General features: G+C 40.0%; 15 protein-coding genes. 9 read left to right on the forward strand and 6 right to left on the reverse strand.

Annotation, left to right across the window (positions count from 1 at the left end; translation table 11 throughout):
- Positions 1–22 precede the first annotated feature (22 nt).
- The 5 genes from NNL35_RS16370 (at position 23) to NNL35_RS16390 (ending at position 9,841) form a co-directional block, all read left to right on the forward strand.
- Positions 23–1,759 (forward strand): TULIP family P47-like protein, encoded by a 1,737-nt coding sequence (locus NNL35_RS16370; protein ID WP_254553602.1) that lies wholly within the window; start codon positions 23–25, stop codon positions 1,757–1,759.
- 834 nt (positions 1,760–2,593) lie between these two features.
- Positions 2,594–5,158 carry a binary toxin-like calcium binding domain-containing protein gene (locus NNL35_RS16375; protein ID WP_006677557.1) on the forward strand — a complete coding sequence of 855 codons (2,565 nt, stop codon included), beginning with the start codon at positions 2,594–2,596 and terminating at the stop codon, positions 5,156–5,158.
- Between the two features lie 56 nt (positions 5,159–5,214).
- Positions 5,215–7,767 (forward strand): binary toxin-like calcium binding domain-containing protein, encoded by a 2,553-nt coding sequence (locus NNL35_RS16380; RefSeq protein WP_006677558.1) that lies wholly within the window; start codon positions 5,215–5,217, stop codon positions 7,765–7,767.
- 142 nt (positions 7,768–7,909) lie between these two features.
- Complete coding sequence (locus NNL35_RS16385; RefSeq protein WP_006677559.1) at positions 7,910–9,154, forward strand: anthrax toxin lethal factor-related metalloendopeptidase; 1,245 nt, start codon at positions 7,910–7,912, stop codon at positions 9,152–9,154.
- A 75-nt stretch (positions 9,155–9,229) separates the two neighbouring features.
- On the forward strand, positions 9,230–9,841 hold the full coding sequence (locus NNL35_RS16390; RefSeq protein ID WP_006677560.1) for an ADP-ribosyltransferase: 612 nt from the start codon (positions 9,230–9,232) through the stop codon (positions 9,839–9,841).
- Between the two features lie 78 nt (positions 9,842–9,919).
- Here the strand turns inward: NNL35_RS16390 and NNL35_RS16395 are convergent, their stop codons facing one another.
- The 4 genes from NNL35_RS16395 to NNL35_RS16410 all read right to left on the reverse strand — a co-directional run bounded on the left by NNL35_RS16395 (position 9,920) and on the right by NNL35_RS16410 (position 14,305).
- Complete coding sequence (locus tag NNL35_RS16395) at positions 9,920–10,159, reverse strand: transposase (RefSeq protein ID WP_083835570.1); 240 nt, start codon at positions 10,157–10,159, stop codon at positions 9,920–9,922.
- An 18-nt stretch (positions 10,160–10,177) separates the two neighbouring features.
- Entirely contained in the window at positions 10,178–10,984 is an 807-nt protein-coding gene (locus NNL35_RS16400) for an N-acetylmuramoyl-L-alanine amidase (RefSeq protein ID WP_006677562.1), read from the reverse strand.
- 518 nt (positions 10,985–11,502) lie between these two features.
- On the reverse strand, positions 11,503–12,921 hold the full coding sequence (locus NNL35_RS16405) for an AcpB/EbpR/MafR family transcriptional regulator (protein WP_254553603.1): 1,419 nt from the start codon (positions 12,919–12,921) through the stop codon (positions 11,503–11,505).
- Between the two features lie 313 nt (positions 12,922–13,234).
- Positions 13,235–14,305: a carbohydrate deacetylase gene (locus NNL35_RS16410; protein ID WP_006677564.1), complete on the reverse strand. Its 1,071-nt coding sequence runs from the start codon at positions 14,303–14,305 to the stop codon at positions 13,235–13,237.
- A gap of 288 nt (positions 14,306–14,593) precedes the next feature.
- On the opposite strand from NNL35_RS16410, the gene NNL35_RS16415 reads away from it, so the two are divergent.
- From NNL35_RS16415 to NNL35_RS16425, 3 genes are all read left to right on the forward strand, one after another.
- Positions 14,594–15,919, forward strand: a complete 1,326-nt coding sequence (locus NNL35_RS16415; protein ID WP_006677565.1) for a helix-turn-helix domain-containing protein — start codon at positions 14,594–14,596, stop codon at positions 15,917–15,919.
- Positions 15,920–16,176: 257 nt separating this feature from the next.
- Entirely contained in the window at positions 16,177–16,389 is a 213-nt protein-coding gene (locus tag NNL35_RS16420; protein WP_006677566.1) for an aspartyl-phosphate phosphatase Spo0E family protein, read from the forward strand.
- 45 nt (positions 16,390–16,434) lie between these two features.
- The gene (locus NNL35_RS16425; RefSeq protein ID WP_006677567.1) at positions 16,435–17,646 is read left to right on the forward strand and encodes a tetratricopeptide repeat protein; all 1,212 of its coding nucleotides are present in this window, start codon (positions 16,435–16,437) and stop codon (positions 17,644–17,646) included.
- A gap of 99 nt (positions 17,647–17,745) precedes the next feature.
- Here the strand turns inward: NNL35_RS16425 and NNL35_RS16430 are convergent, their stop codons facing one another.
- Complete coding sequence (locus NNL35_RS16430; protein ID WP_006677568.1) at positions 17,746–18,702, reverse strand: alpha/beta hydrolase; 957 nt, start codon at positions 18,700–18,702, stop codon at positions 17,746–17,748.
- 728 nt (positions 18,703–19,430) lie between these two features.
- A complete protein-coding gene (locus NNL35_RS16435; RefSeq protein ID WP_006677569.1) occupies positions 19,431–19,766 on the reverse strand; it encodes an antibiotic biosynthesis monooxygenase family protein in 336 nt (111 codons plus the stop codon).
- Between the two features lie 181 nt (positions 19,767–19,947).
- On the opposite strand from NNL35_RS16435, the gene NNL35_RS16440 reads away from it, so the two are divergent.
- On the forward strand, positions 19,948–20,415 hold the full coding sequence (locus tag NNL35_RS16440; protein WP_006677570.1) for an SRPBCC family protein: 468 nt from the start codon (positions 19,948–19,950) through the stop codon (positions 20,413–20,415).
- The last annotated feature ends 7 nt before the right edge of the window (positions 20,416–20,422 follow it).

Consider the following 20,422-nt stretch of genomic DNA (forward strand, 5'->3'; position numbering starts at 1 on the left):
AGAGTAGAAAGAAGGTGTTAATGTGAATACTTACGGTTGGGACATCATTTATGTGAATTCAAATGAGAGTATAAATAAGCAACTAAAGAAGTATATGAATGAAAATAAAATAACCTTTACCTATGAGGATGAAAACACATCTGTGAGCTTAACTTTTGATAATTGGGAGATTGTTCCCGGGGGATCAAGTAAACTCTTGCGAATGAAAACCCTTGTGAAAGAGGGGGAACTGACCTTTATGGGGCAGCGCACAGTGGTAAACGGTATATGCCCTCTCTTCGAAGTTCAACTTGGTTTCTTTGATGACAAAAATGATTCCTATATTCAGAAGCTAATGTTTAACTTTCAAGTAAAAGGAGGGAAGGAAGGGGATCAAAGGGAAGGAGCAATTACGGTAATTAATCCGGATATAAATCATGTATTTGCGGAAGGAAGCATGATTTACACCCTTTTAAAGTTAACACTAGCAGATATGTTTATCGCAAACAAAGAGAAAATATCTTATATATTTGCACAACTGAATATATCGCCGGACATTCCGTGGATGCAACCTAAAAAGTACAAATATTCTTATTATTCTCCGACTTCGAGTAAAGATAAAGGTTTTTTGTCCGTTCTGTCTGTCGTAACGAATCGGGACATATCTGGACTCACAGAGGGGATTGATGGTTCAATCCTGGATAATAATCATGATAGCTTTCTGGTGCTGTCTGAACGATTGTTTCTGGAGCATATCATTATGCCGGAATTGCCAAATTCATTCGGTAACGGGACAACAAAAAACCATTTTACATTTGAAGGCACATCGAATACAAGCGGGGTCATTAAGAATAGCAGGAATATAAATTGCGGTTCGGTACGATGGGGTTTAATCGATTATTATCCGGTACTAACAGAGTTAAAAATACAAGTCGAAGGGAACAGCCTTCGGATGAAAGCAGCGGGAAATTGTGACATTACGGGACTGGCAAGCTCGTATGTAACATTTGAAGTCGAAACGAAAAATACTTTTTATTTTAATAAAGCTTCGAAGAAAATTGAATTTAAGACTGACAGCAATCCAAAGGTAAGTTACGAGCGCCATATTCCATGGTGGATATGGATATTAGGAATAGCAGCTCCTATCGTGGATGTGATTATCCATTTTGTCACTGACGCCATTTCCGGTTCTGTTGCAGGAAATATCAAAATTGACACCAATACTTCTATTGGTGAGTTAAGAAGTGAAGTAGTGAAGTGGAGTGGTATGGATGAAGAAGAGATTGCAGATTGTGTGTTTGATGTAGCTTTTTGTATAAAAGGTATGAAATTGAATAATGGAAATTCCAATACTTACAAAATTGTAACTGCTTTAAATGACTCAAGTGTCGTTGATATGTCTTTACAAAAAAACGGGGATGTTCATTTATGGAAATATGGCGGTGCTCTAAACCAAAAATGGAAACTTATCAATGATGAAACGAAAAAGGCGTATCAATTTAAAAATATGTACGATGAGAGCCTAGTATTAGCCTGGAATGACTACATGGGCTCAAGGAATGTATTTGCTACACCTAATCAAGGGAAAGATGAGCATTATTGGCTCCTTGAGGATACAGGAGATGGTTATCATATTTTAAAGAATAAAAAGTATCCTTATTTCGTATTGGATGTAGATAAGGCTGACACTGACAATGGCACAAATATTAAAGTAAATGAGCAGCATGATTTTAGCAGCCCGTATATTAAAGCACAAAAATTTAAACTGATTCAAGTTTGAAAGCCCTTTCGAATGGTTCTTTTGCATACAGTTCTCAGGCTGTCGAGAAAATCTTGACAGCTATTTTTATATTATAAATTTTCACACGACACAGTGCGAAAGAAAGAATGGGCAAGACCGCTCCGGACACCGGCTATATGATTCGTGGCGGGAAGTTGGAAGGTGATTACGGGGTGCCCTCCGTTTAGGTTTCTCTACACTTTTTTCATTGATAGATGAAAATATGTATCCTTTTTAAGGAATTTCAAAAGCTATACTTTAATCGTAACAGAAAGGAGGATTGATTTTATAAGGAAAAGATTAGGGAAAGATTTTATCTGTCAAGCCTTTTCAAAATCTTGTTCGGTATTGAAGGAGGTGATGAAAGTGAATATTTTTCCTTATCATTATGATGATGCACAGACCTTATTCCATGGCACTTTTTCGATTAAGAAAATAAACAATATTTTATATATTTGCACAACTGAATATATCACCGGACATTCCGTGGATGCAACCTAAATAGTATAAATATTCTTATTATTCTCCGGCTTCCAGTAAAGATAAAGGTTTTTTGTCCGTCCTTCTGTCGTACCGAATCGGGACATATCTGGACTCACAGAGGGGATTGCTGGTTCAATCCTGGATAATAATCATGATAGTTTTCTGGTGCTGTCTGAACGATTGTTTCTCGAGCATATCATTATGCCGGAATTGTCAATTCATTTGGAAATGGAACAACAAAAAACCATTTTACATTTGAATGGAGTGGCATGGATAATTCACAAGTTTCAGATTGCGTACTTGATGTAGCTTTGTGTATCAAAGGGAAAAATAAATAAGAAGGAAGGAATAATGATGAAAGAGACGAGGCGAACCGTGGAAAATCAACAAGATCAACAAGTATTAAAGTCTGTGGGACAATTTTTCTATGGAGAGAATTTGGACGAACCGGCTTTTGTCAGCGGGCGTGGGATGAATGGGTTTAAGATCGATCCTGGCCAGTTGGAAGGAGCCGATTTGAAAAAGAAAGTAAAATCAGCCCGATGGATTGCCGATTTTACACCAAAGCAAACGGGCCTATATCAATTTATAACCAGCTCAAATCCGTATACACATATCTTTGTGGACGGACAAGAAGTAAAAGATAATGAAGTAACATTGACAGAAGGCGAGCATTATACATTTGTTATCCTCTATTTTGGGAACCCGGACGTAAAGCAAGAAGACTTGCTTCAATTAGAAGTGAAATATACATGCAACCGGCAAGAAACCGAAGAGATCGCAGCAGAGGACTTCTCCATTCCCAGAGAAATTTCCTTCGATAGTCTCCCCGTGGGCATTGTACCTCGAGCGGAAGGGAATGAAGAAAAGCTTATAGATACGGATAAGGATGGAATTTATGATGAATGGGAAATAAACGGATATACAGTAATTAATAATGTGGCTGTACCATGGAATGAGAAATATGCCGCTCAAGGATACAAAAAATATGTGTCCAATCCGAACGAATCCCATACGGCAGGGGACCCCTACACTGATTTGGAAAAAGCCAGCGGAAGAATAGATCGCAATATACACAAAGTGGCTTGGGATCCGCTTGTTGCAGCGTATCCAAGTATCACGGTGGGGATGGAAAGGCTAATTCTGTCCGATAATAAAGAATTTAGTTCATCGTCAGGAAAGAGTGTCAGCCGGGAGACATCTTCCAGCTCCAGTGCCTCCAATACGGAAGGAATTGATGTTAGCGCGGGTTTTTCTCTCTTGCAAGGGTTCTCAGGATCCGTTACCGGCAGTTATTCGCATACGTCTACGCATACGGTTAACTCTGCACAGACTTCAGGACAGGACTGGTCCACACACTTAGGTTTACACGCTGCGCAGACAGCCTATGTAAATGCCAATATCCGCTATTACAATACCGGAACAGCCCCTGTGTATAAATTTCTTCCCACCACAAACTTAGTATTAGGGAAAGAGACGATTGCTACCATCACAGGAGAAAAGAATCAGGAAGCTTTCAGCTTGGCTCCGAGTCAGGCCTACCCTAAAAGACATTTACATGGTATTGCCTTAAATACGTTAGATCAGTTCAGCTCCACTCCTATTTCCATGAATATCAATCAAGTGGACAGGTTAGAAAATGGAGAGAAATTGAAATTGGAAACGACCCAATTTCAAGGAGCATTTGCAAGAAGAGATCCATCAGGAAGACAAGTCGTTACAGAGGAAAACGAGTGGGCCAATTATATCCCGCAAATTGAGCGCGTGACAACCGGAATCCTGATAGATATTACAGGCGGACCGATGATAGAGCGCCGTATTGCGGCAAAAGACCCTGATAATCCCAATGACCTTACACCGGAGCTTACATTGGGCCAAGCGTTGGAAAAAGCGATAGGGGCTTACGAAGAAAAGGATAGATGGTATTTTGACCGTGCGGATAACACGCATATTCTGAGTCCGAACCTGGTCCATTTTATTTATAATCGCAGAACGGAAAAAAAGATTAAAAAGGAACTGGAAGGGAACAAGAATATAAAAAATTTCTACGATATGACAATCCGGCCGGGGATGAATATTCACATCAGTGTCCCGCTAGTATGGGATGATTTCAAGGATGAAGAGGGAGACTGGAAGGGGGGTTCATATGACCCGACGAATGGGTTGAATAACGGCAGATGTTACAAGATAGATCCGAACAGAGAAGTGTACAAGGAAGGGATTGTTTTAAAAGCCAATTCAAAATATCTAGTTATCATGGATATGAAAGGAAATGGCGCGGGTAAGGCTACTATTGAGTTCGGTGGAACAACAAATGAATTCGATATTCCTAACGGATATCGCAGACAAAAGGTAATGGTTGAAGTATTTGATTTTCCAGCCGACTTTAATAAATTAAAAATTTCGACAAATAGTACGGGAAGCGCTTACTTGGATAATTTTTCAATTGTAAAGGTAGGAAATGCATGGGACAAACTGAAAGAGGAAAATGAAGATTATTCTAAAAAGGTTGCGGGGCGAACTTTTTCCTTTAAGTCCTTGAATCCAGAAAGATATATGACTAGCTTTGCAGGTGAAGCCATTATGGCAAATTCAACAACAATGTTTGATCAGAAATTCAGGTTAGAATACCGGAGGCCTAGGGGAGCATTCTACATTCTTAGTTCTTCCAATAAAGTCTTGACATGGGATAGAGGGAGCCAAAAATTGATTTTTGCAGACAATACATCTGTGCTAAGCCAGCTTTGGTTCTTTCAAAAATCCGGAAGCAAAGGCTATAACATCGTAAGCGCTGCAGATAGAAGTAAAGTGCTGGAATACGGCCTTGAAGCCGTAAATAATACAATCCCGATTCGAATCGCGACATTAGATGAAGCAAAAAACAACCAATATTTTACGATATCCCCTCCATTTTAATAAATGAAGCTATAACTCGAAATGAATAAGAAGTTCTACAGAAGGAGAGAAGAACAATGGAAATAACAAGCCGAATCGAGGAAAATCAACAAACACTAAAATCGGTGGGTCAATTTTTCTATGGAGAGAATTTGGATGAACCGGCTTTTGTCATCGGAAGTGGAATGAATGGATTTAAGGTAGATCCCAGCCAATTAAAAGGAGTCGATTTGAAAAAGAAAGTGAAATCAGCCCGATGGATTGCCGATTTTACTCCAAAGCAAACCGGTCTCTATCAATTTATAACCAGTTCAAATCCATATACACATATCTTTGTGGATGGAAAAGAAGTAAAGGATACGGAAGTAATACTGGAAGAAGGAGAACAGTATACATTTGTTATCCTCTATTTTGGCAACCCGGATGTCAAGGAAGAAGACTTGTTTCAATTCGAAGTGAAATATACATGTAACCAGCAAGAAACTCAAGCGATTGAAGCAGAAGACTTCTCCATTCCTAGACAGGTTTCTTTTGAATATCTCCCTGGAGGCATTGACAACACAGAAGATGAAGAGCCTCTTTTAGATACAGATAATGACGGAATTTATGATGAGTGGGAAATAAACGGATATACCGTAATTAATCATTTAGTTGTACCTTGGGATGAAAAATATGCCGCGCAAGGATACAAAAAATATGTGTCCAATCCGAATGAATCCCATACGGCAGGAGATCCCTACTCTGACCTGGAAAAAGCCAGCGGAAGTATAGATCGGAATATAAAAAAAGTAGCTTGGGATCCGCTTATTGCAGCATATCCAAGTATTACGGTGGGGATGGAAAGGCTAATTCTTTCCGATAATAAAGAACTTAGTTCATCATCGGGAAAAAGAATCAGCCGGGAGACGTCTTCCAGCTCCAGTGCTTCCAATACGGAAGGAATTGATGTGAGTGCAGGTTTTTCTCTCTTTGAAGGGTTTTCAGGGTCCGTTACCGGCCATTATTCGCATACGTCTACGCATACGGTTAACTCTGCACAGACTTCAGGACAGGACTGGTCCGAACAATTAGGTTTAAACTCTGCGCAGGCAGCCTATGTGAATGCGAATATTCGCTATTACAATACAGGAACAGCTCCTGTGTATAAATTCATCCCCACCACAAATTTAGTGTTAGGGAAAGAGACGATTGCCACCATCACGGGGCAAATGAATCAGGAAGCCTTCAGCTTGCCTCCAGATCAAACGTATCCTAGAAGACATTTACATGCGGTAGCCTTGAATACGTTAGATCAATTCAGTTCTACCCCTATTTCTATGAATATCAATCTAGTGGATAGATTGGAAAATGGGGAAAAATTAAAGTTGGAAACGACCCAATTTCAAGGGGCGTTTGCAAAAAGAGACCCTGCAGGAGGACAAGTAGTCATCGAAGAGAATGAGTGGGCGAATTATATCCCGCAAATCGAAAGTGTAACAACCGGAATTCTGATTGATATTAAGGGCGGACCCATGATGGAGCGCCGTATAGCAGCAAAAGATCCTGATAATCCAAATGACCTTACACCGGAGCTTACGCTCGGCCGAGCACTGGAAAAAGCGGTAGGGGCCTATAAAGACGGAGAAAATTGGTACTTTAAAGATGAGTATACAGATGAAGCACATATGCTGAGTCCGAACCTGGTACATTTTATCTATGATCGAAGAACAGAAAGAAAGATCAAAAAAGAACTCGAAGGGAATAAAAATATAAAAACGATTTACGATATGACAATCCGGCCTGGAATGAATATTCAAATCAGTGTCCCTGTAGTATGGGATGATTTCAAAATTAACAATGGAAACTGGGACGGAGGTTCATACGACCAAACGAATGGCTTGCAAAATGGCAGATGTTACAAGATAGATCCGAATAAAAATGTGACCTACGATCTAGATGATATTACATTAGAAGCAAACTCTAAATATCTTATTAGCATGGATGTTAAAGGAAACGGTACGGGTAAGGCCACTGTTGAATTTGGCGGAACAACACGTGATTTCAATATTTCTAACGGATACAAAAGGCAAAAGATGATGTTTGAAATATTCGAATTTCCAGATGATTTTGGAAGCCTCACTATTTCAACGAATAGTACGGTATATATTGATAATTTTTCAATTGTAAAAATAGGAAATGCATGGGATAAATTGAAAGAGGAAAACAAAGAGTTCTCCAAAATCAATGATCAAAAGGATTTTTATTTTGCATCTACCGATTTAACACAATATATTACCAATTATAAGGATGAAGCATTTATAAAAAAGTGGGATGTTAATTCAAAACAAGAATTTAAGCTGGTCTATCATGTGTATAGGGGAGCCTTTTACATTTATGACATACCGGCCAAGAAAGTTCTGACATGGGACAGAAGAAATCAGAAATTAATATTTATGAATGATTTGGGTGTACGATATCAGCTTTGGTTTTTTCAAAAATCAGGAAACAAAGGATATAACATTGTAAGCGCCGCAGATAGAAGTAAAGTGTTGGCTTACGACATTGAAAAACCAGATCTAACACCACTTCAAATTACGACATTAGACGAAGCAAAAGCGAATCAATATTTTGTGTTATCGCCCGTAAAATAATATGTAGCACCTAGGGAATATATCTAAAGATCGCAATTGGTTTTCCTGGACAAACCTTGCCTTTTCTGGCGGGTTTGTCCCCCCATAATATAGGTGCAGATATCAGGTAACTTTAATAAAACAAGATATGGTGGAATGAGTGATGGATAAAAAACCTCTGAATTTCAAGAAAGATGAACGTAAAGCCGAAGCATGGAGTAAAAAGCGTTATTCGGCTTGGGTAAAAGCACTGCCAGATAATCGTAAAAAAGCAATCGAAGACTTTAAAAGAAAATCAATGGAAATTAATAGTAGTTTGAATGAAGTTCGTGGAAATATTGATGAACTAACTGATGAACAATTAAGAAATCAAATAAAAGAAATGAACATCATTATTAAACAACCCGTTAATCTACTAAAGGAAAGACAAATCATATATACCCATTTTGATCCCAAAGATTTAGGTTATTCCAATGAATTGCAAATGTTGGTTGGAAGCGAGAGCAGACAGTTAGATCGCGGGAAAATTAAAACTGTCGTAAATGAGTATAAATATGGCAACTTGACCGATTTAAAAACAGGAAATTTAACACTTTCCGGGGGAGAAACAGGACAATACTATGTAGCGGAGTTAGAGCTGCCGAAAGGAACCTATGTAGGCCACTTTGAAGATGGACAAACGGTATTGCCAACAGATTATGCGATAGAAATCACGAATAACATGTTCAGTAAACCGAAGGTTATTAGAGAAAATGGAAAAGAACTAATTAAAGTAAATGCAAGATTAATCAAAAAAGAGAAGATTGAAAACAAAATACGAGTTACGGAAACTAACTTGACTAAATTATTCAAGAATGGTTCTTTTGTTGTCAAATTAGATATTGGTGGGGGATTTGAATCCTATGCAATAGATCATGCGAAAGAAGCCATTTCTACTTTAATCAAACAATTACCATCAAAGTTATTAAATGATGCTATTGATTATTTAGATTCCATAACATTTACGGATTTGAAACTTAATAATAATGAGGGAACATTAGGTTATCATGATTCGATGAATGTGTTTGTAAGAGTGAAACACGAAATATTGATTCAAAAATTAGATCCAATTGTTAATCAGTCTGCCGTGTTATTACACGAAATGGGCCATGTAGTGGATTCAATGTTATTAAATGATACTTCAAAAAATAGAAAATTTATTGATATTTATAATGAAGAAAAAGATAAACTGACGAGCTTAGTGACACACAACAATTATGGCAAGGAAGACTCGGTAGAATTTTTTGCGGAAATATTCAAAGCAATGTACTCCACAGATCCGAAACAACAAGATGCTGTTAAAAAAGAAGCACCTAATGCTGTTGCTTATATAAAAACTAAAATAAAGGAATATATAGAGGATAATTAAGTAAAATAACAAGCAAATTTGAGTTCGAAAATGTTTCCTGCCAAAATGCTGTGTAGGGAGTAGGTGAGTCGCAATATGATAGATTTTCGTATTGACACAGTAAAAGCAAAAAAATGGGGAGAGAAAAAATATTCCCGCTGGAAATCCGCATTAACGGAGAATGAAAAAAGACAAATTACGGACTATACCAAAAACGCCAATCCTATAAACAGTTATCTTAGAGAAAATAACGGCAACTTAGGGGCCAATCCTAATATGGACGAGAAAATTGAATTATTGGACAAAGCATTATATAAGTCAAAATTAAATGATACCATAACCGTATATCGTGGGACGGACGGAATCATTTTCGGAGAAGAATTCCAGACCACTTTAATGAAGGGGAATAAAGTTAATGAGGAGGTGGCCAGGAAGATCAAAGGACAATTCGAAGGCACTATGTTATTGGAGCGGGGCTACTTAAGCACATCAATCGTTCTTGGGAACAATTTTCTGGCAAGAAACGTTCTTATAGAACTAAAGGTTCCTAAAGGAGAGAGTGCCGGGTATGTAGATCCAATTAGCTATTTTCCTGGCCAACTTGAGATGTTATTGCCCAGGAATACTCAATATTATATTGATAATATAAGGACGATTGTTAATGGCGGATCACAAAGATTAAAAGTTGAAGCTAGAATCATAAGATAGAATCTTTGGCTTTGAGACATCGGAAGATGAGAATGATGAAGCCGGCTGCTGATGCAGTCGGCTTCCGTCTCTATATTGTTATTTCCTTAAGGCGCTTTTCCCTGTACTGTACAATCCGCAAGAGGTGAGGCCACAGACAATTCCATACATGACGCCCATTTTCAAATCGCCTGGAGCGAGATATATAACGCCTGCCGCGATACCAAGGATAATGGACAGTACCGGGGCCAGACGACTCGAAAGGCCGAGCCCTTTTGCTATTTCCACTAATCCGACAATGACGGCCACGATCATAACCTCAGTGATCTCCATATTCATCTCTTCCTCCTCTCCGGTTTACGCATCTCTCAGTTCATAGCTCCACCCGTGTTCTTGGAACCATGTCTCCGCACGCGCCAAATTTTCGCCGCTTAACGTTCCTGTAACCGCATAAGACGTGCCATTATTTAAAAACTGAATCTGTGCCCAAAATCTCTTCTCCAGGAACATCTGAGAGAGCTCATGAATAGCGGCTATACTCAATCCGCCTGTAACGATTTTCTTTTTGCCAGAGGATTCAGGCGCTTCTCGGCCAGTTACTGTCTCCACGATTGCAGACATGACATTTTCTTTCTTATTCAAAAGTCTCCGCATATCGTCAGGATTCGTGATAAAAGCCAGCTCTATTAATATGGCCGGGGCGTTCGTGGAATTAAGCACCCGAAGCTCTTTCCGTTCCTTAGCTCCTCTGTCCCTAATTCCAACGGCCTCAGAGATTGCCCGGCTAACGCTTGCGGACAAGGCTTGTTGATCGTAATAAAGAACTTCTACCCCTGTAGCCGTTGATGCGGCCGCGTTAAGATGCAAGGAAATGTCTAATCTTCCATCTTTATCGTAGCTGTTACAATTGCGGACGATGTTGGCCAGGTTCTCATTCTGCGTTTTCCCCATGTCATCCGTAGTGCAGGCAACAGCTTGTCCCGCTTGCGTGAAGGCATCTATGAGCATGGCTGCAAATTCTCTGGCGACTTCATGTTCCTTGTAGCCGCATCCGGTTGCGCCCGGAACAAATGCGTTGTGCCCCGCATGGACGGTAATCATTTTATATCCCATGTTTCTCTCTCCCTTTGTAACAATGTGTGATCTTTTGATGTCCTTTCTCATTGCAAATCTTCCTTGCAGTTACACCTAAAATATACCTTTCGAGATTCCCGAAGGATGAAATATATTTTCGCCTATGAATGAAAATGTCTATGCTTTTTTGGGGAAAGCGAGAGGCATGTAAATGAAGTGGCAACCGCGCAGCCCTGTGGACAGCTTGGACAGAAGTGGGGGCAAGCTACAAGACCATTCGCTATTCAGGCAAAGAGCTGGATGCCACAGGACTGTTTTATAACGGATTCCGCTAAGCTGGCTGAATGCGGACCCGGCCGGAACAGTAAATAGATTGAACGCGTCCCGCATGGTGAGGATTAAGCCTATAAGTTTGATGGATCTGGATGGGAATGCGCCAATAAACATGGCGGATTATTGTGCCGAGGATAGAATAGCTTTTAAAGGACACCTTCAGGACAAATGTAAAAAGCATCAGAGCTGGATTTAAGCTGCTGATGCTTATTTATTGGACCGAACGAAGTCTCTGCAAGTACGAATGGAGCTCGGTATTGTTATTACCCCCGTTTTTATAGAGAAAGATTAAGTAATTGTTTAATAGACTTTAGATCTTTCAGCATAAGTTTGTCTGGAATCCAAATTACAGGAATTTGATTATTACTGATTTTGTAATTGGTTATAATGAAATCGAATTTCATCGTATTGCCTGGTTCAGTTTGAAGGTTGAGCACGTTGCCCAATTCATTATTTAATTTATGATAAATAAATTTTTTCCAATTTGTTGGTCCGGATAAAAGCAATAAAACCTTTTTTTTATATTTGGATAGGAGAATAGATAAAATATGAAACGTGATGTGGTAAGTCTCATCTTCAGATAATCTATTTTCATTAATTTCTTTATTCCATGCGACAATAAGAGGGTGAATGATGTTGTACCCCTCTATTAATTCATGAGGAATCGTCTTGAATTTACCCCAAAAGTATTCTAACGGTAAATTGAGATTTTTAAATATATAGATCTTGTGGAAAGAAAAATGGATGTTATGTCTTATTTCTTCTATTACTTTGGCATTCATATTTACTTCACTTGAAATCATGTCAATTAAAGCAAGGTGCTTATCGTAAAGTTGTTTATATGATCCAAGATAGTAATTCTTGATTTTACTTTTTTCATTATCATCCCCCTCGGAGATGAGGAAAAAAAATAGAGAAAAAAAGGAAAGTTCATTTTGGCGGAAGCTAACCTTATAGAAATTTTCAATCTCAGAGATAATAGCATAGGTGCAGTCTAACTTATCAGAGCTAAATATGTAGTCAATATTAAAATTTTTAGAAATAAAATGTTTACATATATTTCTATTTACAGACACATTGATAAGTATCGTTAATAGATTATAATCGATCTCAATGTTATAAAAACTAATATAGTTCTCAATTTTCTGTTGCAGTTTTAGGTCCGTTTTAAAGATTTCTTTATACTTTTGCACGTGGAAAAAGAAAATCATGTAGAAGTATCTAATATTCAGTTCCTTTCCAATTAATTGAATCGTTGTTCTGAAATTAAAATCCAGTTTAAAGTGTCTAAGTACTTTTCTAAAATTATTCAATTTTTTCTTCAATGTTAGTTTATCTAAGTATAGTATTTGAGACCATTTTTCCAGGCTATAATATTTTTGATTGAATATACCGCATAAAATGTTGTAAAGTTCACTGTTTATTAAGTAAGTAGCGATAATATTGGAGATCTGATCTAAAGGATCTTTTTTTAAAATGTACCCTTTAGAATTAATGCTTACTATATCCCAGTTATTTGGAAGAGAATGTTTTAATTGAGAAATGTCATTTATAATCGTTCTGCTTGTACATTGCAGCTTATGGGCTAAAACACATGAAGATACTATTCCTTCGCTATCTATCAAGGATTCCAATATTTGAATTTTTCGAATAGCTGCTTTATTTTGAATTAAGTGAGCGGTGAAATTATTCATGTAGTCTCCCCCTCGAAAAGCGATAACCGGTCAATGTGCAGATGTTAGTATCCTTTGTTGATGCAAATCCCCGAAACCTGTCTTTGTAACAATGTTTGTCTCCTTAATAAAAATTTTTATTATTTTTCTCCTTCTCATAAATTAATATTTCAGTTAGAAAATAACGTAATTTTACAAAGAAAAAACATACATAATTTCATTAATAGATGAAAATATGTATGTTTTTTTATATGTTTGTATTGGTCAACTTAAGTTGTGCAAGGGGATTACCAGTGAATGCGGCGAGCAGGAAATCGCTGGGGGTCTTCCTGAGCTAAAAAGAGATCTCGCGTCTTCTTCTGCAGACTTTGCGCTTACCTCTTACGTGTCTCCGGACTCGAGAACGCGCAGTTCTTGTTCTCTTTCTGTGGGACTTTTTCTTTTTCCTCCGCTTTCTTTTTATTTTTACTCTATTTTGCCGTGTCAAGATTGAACGGTGGGGCGCTTGCAGGAGACGCGTGTCCTCTTCAGGTATCTGGGAAAGTGAATGCTCTGATGTTGGCAACGGTGGAGTATCAGCCTCTACGGCCTGTGAGATGGAGTCATCCGTTGTTGACAAGTGGGAACTATCCGTTTCGGAGTTCAGGGCGGAGCGGATGGCTGGTAGTTGGCCATAATGAATAACTTGAAGTATGCCATGGGCTTGAAGTTCTGCAATGCATCCAACAACCTGTGGATCAATGAATACGGCCATTTCCTCTTCTCTGGCCGTCGTCCAAGTGGATAGCCGGCGGACATCATCGTCAACATAGCCAGGATGGCATAAAAGCTCCGTTATTCCTTCCGGGATATTGCGTAGCAGGCTCAAGAGGTGGGGGACACCTGTCTGACTATCAAACGTATACATCAAAAGTTCATCTGTGGCCCATGGAAGTTCAGGGTCTGGACGGCTGGACGGCAGCCGCACAGGAAGCTGTTCGTGCTGCACGAGCTTTTTAACGAGAGAATACACGACTGGATTGTCTAAATGAATATGGTGGTGCGAATCGACATGTGTAGGACGGAGACCATGCTTCAGCATACGACCGTATTGGTTATCGAGTTCACAGGCGATATCATGAGCTCTCCATTCCGCGTGGTTCCCGTGAAAGGATCCTCCAGCCCGAACAAGGGAGGGAACAAGAAGAGGATTCGTCGCGGGCGTTCCATATGTTAAGTTGAAATGCAATCCCACTCCTAATGACGGAGCAGCTTTCGCTAATGACACGGCTTCCAGGAAGCCGGGAGTATTGACCATTAAGGAAGCGCTGCTTACAGTTCCGAGACGATGTGCTTCCATAATACCGCGATTAATGCTGCACGACAGCCCGAAGTCGTCGGCGTTAATAATAACGTATCGAGGCAAATCAATCCCACCTTGCTGTTTTGCTTATAATAGATGCTATCTCCGGAGCAATGGTCAGTGCATTTATCCTGTACAAACGATCTGTAAATTTGTGCCGATGTTAATCAAGACATCAAAAAAATAAAAAATGCCAAGTTCAAGGTTTACTTAGATGATTTGATCATCTTTGCCAAGTCAATGGAGTAAACATCTTTTCAAAGGAAAGTTAACGAAATTTGGATTTATTTGTTGGGTAGTGTTCACAAAACTCGAATTATATGGTAATCTATAGGTGGTCAATTATATGCAATGCCAAAGGAAGGTGAGGCTGTGAGTACCGTTGCTGCGAAGCCACAGAGCTTGGGGGAGCTAATACAGTACTATAGGCAGAAGAAGGAATTGAGTCTGTCGAAGCTGCAAGAAGCGGTCGGCATAGATAAAGGCAGCCTGTCGAGAATTGAAAACAGCGAGGTCAAACGCCCTGATTTTCAATCGATCCTGTCGATCGCTGCGGTATTGGATATTCCCCATGACGCCATCGTAGAACAGTACATCGAGATCGGACATAAATCGGAAGTCATTTACGCTATTTTACAGAATGAATTGACAACACTCGAGTATCCTTCGCTCATAACGAAAATTGCCGCCAAGTTTCTTGAATCGCCCAACGAAGACAGCCTGGATGCAGTAGAGAAGTTGTATCACACTGTAGACTCCATAGATCATGCCCCCACTCAACTATCGTTGTTCAACCTCATTGTCAATTACTCACGCGCCCATGGAATCATGCCTTACATTGCCAAAGGATTGTATCGGAAGTACATGATTGAACGAAATGATTTCAGCAGGTTGAAGGAAACGTATCAATCAGGGAAATATATTTTGGATTACGCTGATTTTCTCAATGACAGTGAAAAAATAACAATTAACTATAGTTTAGCGGTTCATGCATATAGTCTTATGCTCTACGACGACTCAATAAAGTTCAGTGAATACGTCATAAAGCATGATAAAGGGAAATACAAACCGTACGCAATTAATAATATCATCTTTTGCTATTACAATCTTAAGAGGTTTGAAGAAAGTGAACAATATTTGGAAGAGTACAAAAAGTTTGATCTTCCTTGTGTTATTGAAAATTCACCATTATTCGAAGCATTCATCAGTGAAAAAACAGGAAATATCAATTTATGCTTGAATCAATTGAGTGAATATTTAAAACACTCTTCCGAATACAATTTGGTCTATGTTGTATCTGAATTGTTCAGCTTACATATACAAGCCAACGACCCCGGCACTGCATTACAGCTGCTTGATTATGAAGAAAAAATGGTGAAGTCCCTGCAAGACATTCGTACAACACCTGATAAAAGAGCAAAGTTGGCTGATTTTTATCAATTAGCGGGAAATATCCTTTTACAACAAAGTGCCGAGAGAGCTTTTGACTATTACCTTAAAAGTTTCGCTGAATATCTGAAAATTGGATTATATGAAAAAGCTTTTGAAAGCATTACCTTTATCAATCAAGCGATAATAGGTGATTCATCACTATTGGATATTGAACTTGTAAAAAAGATAAATTCTATGTATATGCAGGCTATAAACAAAAAAATTAGAAAGGGTTGGTATACATGAAGAAGCTTATGTCAAAATTGCCGATTCTTTTCCTCGCCGTCCTGACAGCACCATGGGTGGTGGCTGATTTTATTAGTTATACAGCTCCGTGGATTTTACCAAAATAATTCAAGATAATACTATCTTAAAACGCCAGCCATGGCGTTTTTTTATATTTTATGTATAAAGTTGTTGCATATTAATCCAGAATCAAGTCATATTTACCAACTTCATCTATAATCAAGTCAAATAATACAGTTTATGGATGAGGTGTGGAAATGAACCATCAATCGGTATGCAAAGGCGATTTAATCCCTTTTACTTATAGCTATGAGAAAGCTGGCTGTTTAATTGAAATCATTGAGAGCACCCGACAGGAGCTTATAGAAGTAGCCACGGAAAAAGAATGTCTTACTGACGAAACTGTTGTAAGATTAAGCCAAAAGTTGGACACATACCTTTTGGAATTTCAAAGAAGGAGCTGCGGCTAGAAGAACAGGATCTGATATTCCGGATTATTAGGGGAAGGTGAGGCTGTGAATACCGGTGCTGTGAAGCCTAAAAGCTTGGGGGAGTTAATTAAGTCTTATCTGCAAATGAATATCGACATTGCAGATCAGTACATTGAGATTGAGCATAAACCTGAAGTCATTTACTCTATTTTGCAGAACGAATTGGAAACACTCGAACATCCAGCATTAATACCCGAAATAGCCGCCAAGTTTCTAGAATCATCAAATGGCGCGGATGGAGTAAAGAAGCTGTACCGATCAATAGACTCCGTAGATGATACCTCGATTCAATTATCCGTGTATAACCTTATTATTGACTACTCGCGCGCTCATGGAATTTTGCCCTATATTGCCAAGGGATTAAATCGTAAATACATGATTGAGCGTAATGACTTCAGCAAATTGAAAGAGACCTATCAACTGGGAAAGTATGTATTGGACTATGCACAGTTTCTTAACGACAAAGAACGAATCAATTTTTATTATTATATAGGTGTTCATGCATTCAGTTTAATGAATTATGACGAATCTGTTTTTTATATGAAACATGTAGTGGAGCACGATAACCCAGAGTATAGTCAATGTGTGGCTTATGCTTATTTCGGGCTCTGCAGTTCTTTCTATTATATGGGTGATTACAAGGCTAGCCAATTCTACCTTGATGAGTATAGTAAGTATCCTTTTCCCGATGTGGCCGATAATGTGCATTTTACGTCGGCTTGTATAGAAGGCAAGAAGGGGAACATTGAAAATTCGATTTGTAAGTTAAGATCTTATTTACAAAAAACATCCGAATACAATATTATTTTTGCTGTTGTTGAACTTCTTGAACTGTATATACAAAAAAACGATTCTCATTCGGCAAAGACGCTTCTTGCTTATGAACAACAAATGGTAAAGTCGTTGCAGGATATTCGGACAACGCCTTTCAAACGCTCCTTTTTAGCTCGTTATTACCAGCTTATGGGGGATATCTTGTATCACGAAGATATGGAAAAATCGTTGGATTATTACATGAAAAGCGTTTTGGAATATGCGGGCATTGGTCAATATGATAATTCAGTCAACAGCCTTAGCTATATCTTTCAAGCAATTGCGAAGGGTGCAATTGTAGATAAGGAGACCTTAAACAAACTTGAATCGTCAATAAAATCAGTGGGGCAACTCTTATGGTCCCGCTCCGCATATTTGGTTGACATGGCATCGCGGTGTTCATGGGAAGTAGCCCGGGGATAAGGGGAAGTTAAAGATATTCAGACGCCGTGTGGCGTCTTAAATTGTTGAGAAAACCCTGTCTTTTTCTAAAAAGTACAGGGTTTCTCACAGGAGAAGGACTCACGTAACGAACCTTCCGATGAACCCGGCCACGGTTTTCTCGTACGTTGCCCGATCCATCCGGTATGCTTCTCCATGTCCGGCTTTCGGAACGATGTATAGCTCTTTCTCGGCGGAGCAATTTTCGTAAACTTTATGCACCATCTCCGTCGGCACGAACGTATCGTTGGCCCCATGAATGAAGAGAGTCGGCGTTTTCGACTTTTTCACCTGCTCCAGCGCGGAGGCTTCGCCGAAAAAGTACCCTGCCCGCAGTCTGGTCAGCAGGCTGGTGGTATCCACGATCGGGAATGCCGGAAGATGATACATGCGCCGTAACTGGAAGGAAAGCTGATCCTTCACAGAGGTATAACCGCAGTCTTCGACGATGGCTTTTACGTTCGGCGGCAAGTCCTCACCGCTGGTCATCATCACGGTTGCCCCTCCCATCGACACGCCGTGGAGAACGATTTGCGAATTCGCCCCATTCGCGTCCAAAACCCGCTGAATCCATTTCAAATAATCCTTACGTTCGGGCCAGCCGAAACCGATATAATGGCCTTCGCTTTCCCCATGCCCCCGAGCATCTGGGAGCAGGATGTTGTAGCCCCATTTATCGTGGTACATTCTGGCGTAACCGCTCATTTGCGTTGCGTTCCCGGAGTATCCGTGCGCGATGATGACCGTTTTGTCCGACGGTTTGGATGCCGGCAAATAATACGCCTTCAGATGAATGCCGTCATCCGAATCCATCTCCCAGCGCTCAAAGCTTTGGTTGTTCCACCAATCCTTGTCCGCCCGCGTGGTTTCCTTCGATTCCTCTACCTCCGGACTGGTTTTCAGGTCGGGATTATCGCTCAAAAAGTCCTTCGGTGCGCGCGCAATCGCCACGTGATAAAAGTAAAAGCTCCCAGCGGTAAGGATTACAATGACAAGTACAATCAAGGAAATAAAGCCTGTTACCATTTTTTTCTTCAATCCAGTTCTCTCCTAATAAACTCCTATCTATTTATTTTAATATAGCATAATGATCTTTATCGTTTCCATGCTGCGAGACTTGCTCGTTAGCCTGAGAGACCTTTTCTTTCGCTAACCAGCGCCGATACGTTAAATAAAAAGTTCAGTATAAATTTCTATTGACATTATTTTCTGGCTAGAGTAGTATATCTGGAAATTACATGTTTCGTTAACATTCTGTGAAGAGAAAGAGTGTGTTATAAGTCTTGTTCCCCAGAGAGCTGGTCATTTGCTGAAAGCCATGTCCAGGGTAAAACTGAAAATCATCTTATATCTCGTCTCTTAATGAGACGAGATTTTGTTTTTTATCTATCAAAAATAATAAAAAATAAGGTAAAGCAGGTGAAGGTGTATGAGGAAACTATTATTGAGGGAGCGGCGGGGCGACTGGCCGAAGAGGGAGGGCAGCGAATCCTGCACAGATGCAGGAATTTTCACTAGTTCAGCTGCTATCTGATGCCAATCCTGCAAAAGTGCATCATTTTCGCCGATTTTTGCTTTCTATCCTCTGACATGGCTTCAATTCCTGCAGTTTTGCAGGAATTCCAGTGATGGAGGGATCGCCCCAAGGGAATGCTGTAGTTTTGCAGTTTTTTCGGCAAGCCGCGCTGTAAGAAGCAGGGGGGCTATCTGACTGCAGAAAAAAACGACTTTTGGGACTGCCCCTAGCAAAGGCGGTTCATTCAACTTCACTTCGCATTTACTGCTTCAAACCCGTAATCGCGCTCGACCTTGCACACTCTCGTTTTATAGGTGCGATACCATTCTGCCATTCCTTTACGCTGCGCAACGAGGTGTCTCTCGTTTTGCTTCCATTTTTGTATCGCTTCGAGAGAATCCCAATAAGACACCGTGATGCCTACACCTTCCCGGGCACTTTCCACTCCCAGGAATCCGGGTTGGAGCGATGCAAGCTTTACCATTTCCTCGGCCATTTCAGCATAACCATAATCGCCATCTGTTCGTTCGGAAGTAAAAATGACTGCATAGTAAGGTGGCTGTGGGGTTTGGGCAATCCCGCTCATAAATATCCCTCCCTTGAAAAAACAGTTACAAACTCATTCTAAGTCGTTCCTTAATCCCGAAATTTTCCATCTTTCATCGACCAGGCGTGCGGACATAATGCTATATTATATAGAGAAAAATGAATAATACAACAGCAAGCATTTCCTGATCATTAGGGATGGAAAACGAGGAGGACGACAGATGTTAACCTTGAGTGAAGTGCCCATTGTAAAGGCAGAAATGCTGATTCGCAAGCCAGTCGAAGAGGTGTTTGAAGCTTTTGTCGATCCTGCGATTACGACCCAATTTTGGTTCTCCAAGAGCAGCGGAAGATTGGAAGCGGGCAAGCGGGTTCGGTGGGAGTGGGAGATGTATGGGGTCTCGGATGATATTCGGGTAAAAGCGATCGAAACCAACAAGCGGATTCAGATCGAATGGTCGGACGGGACCGAGGTCGAATGGACATTTGAACCCCGCACCGATAACCATACGTTCGTGGCGACGCTGAACTCTGGGTTCACGGGAAGCGGGGACAACATCGTCAACCAAGCCATTGACTCCATGGGAGGCTATACGATGGTGCTCTGCGGGCTGAAAGCGCTCCTTGAGCATAACATCGTCTTGAATCTTGTCGCGGACAAGGCTCCCGACGCTCACGTCAACCGATAAAAATTGC

Origin of the sequence: Paenibacillus dendritiformis, assembly GCF_945605565.1 — a bacterium.
In the GTDB taxonomy this organism is placed as follows: domain Bacteria; phylum Bacillota; class Bacilli; order Paenibacillales; family Paenibacillaceae; genus Paenibacillus_B; species Paenibacillus_B dendritiformis_A.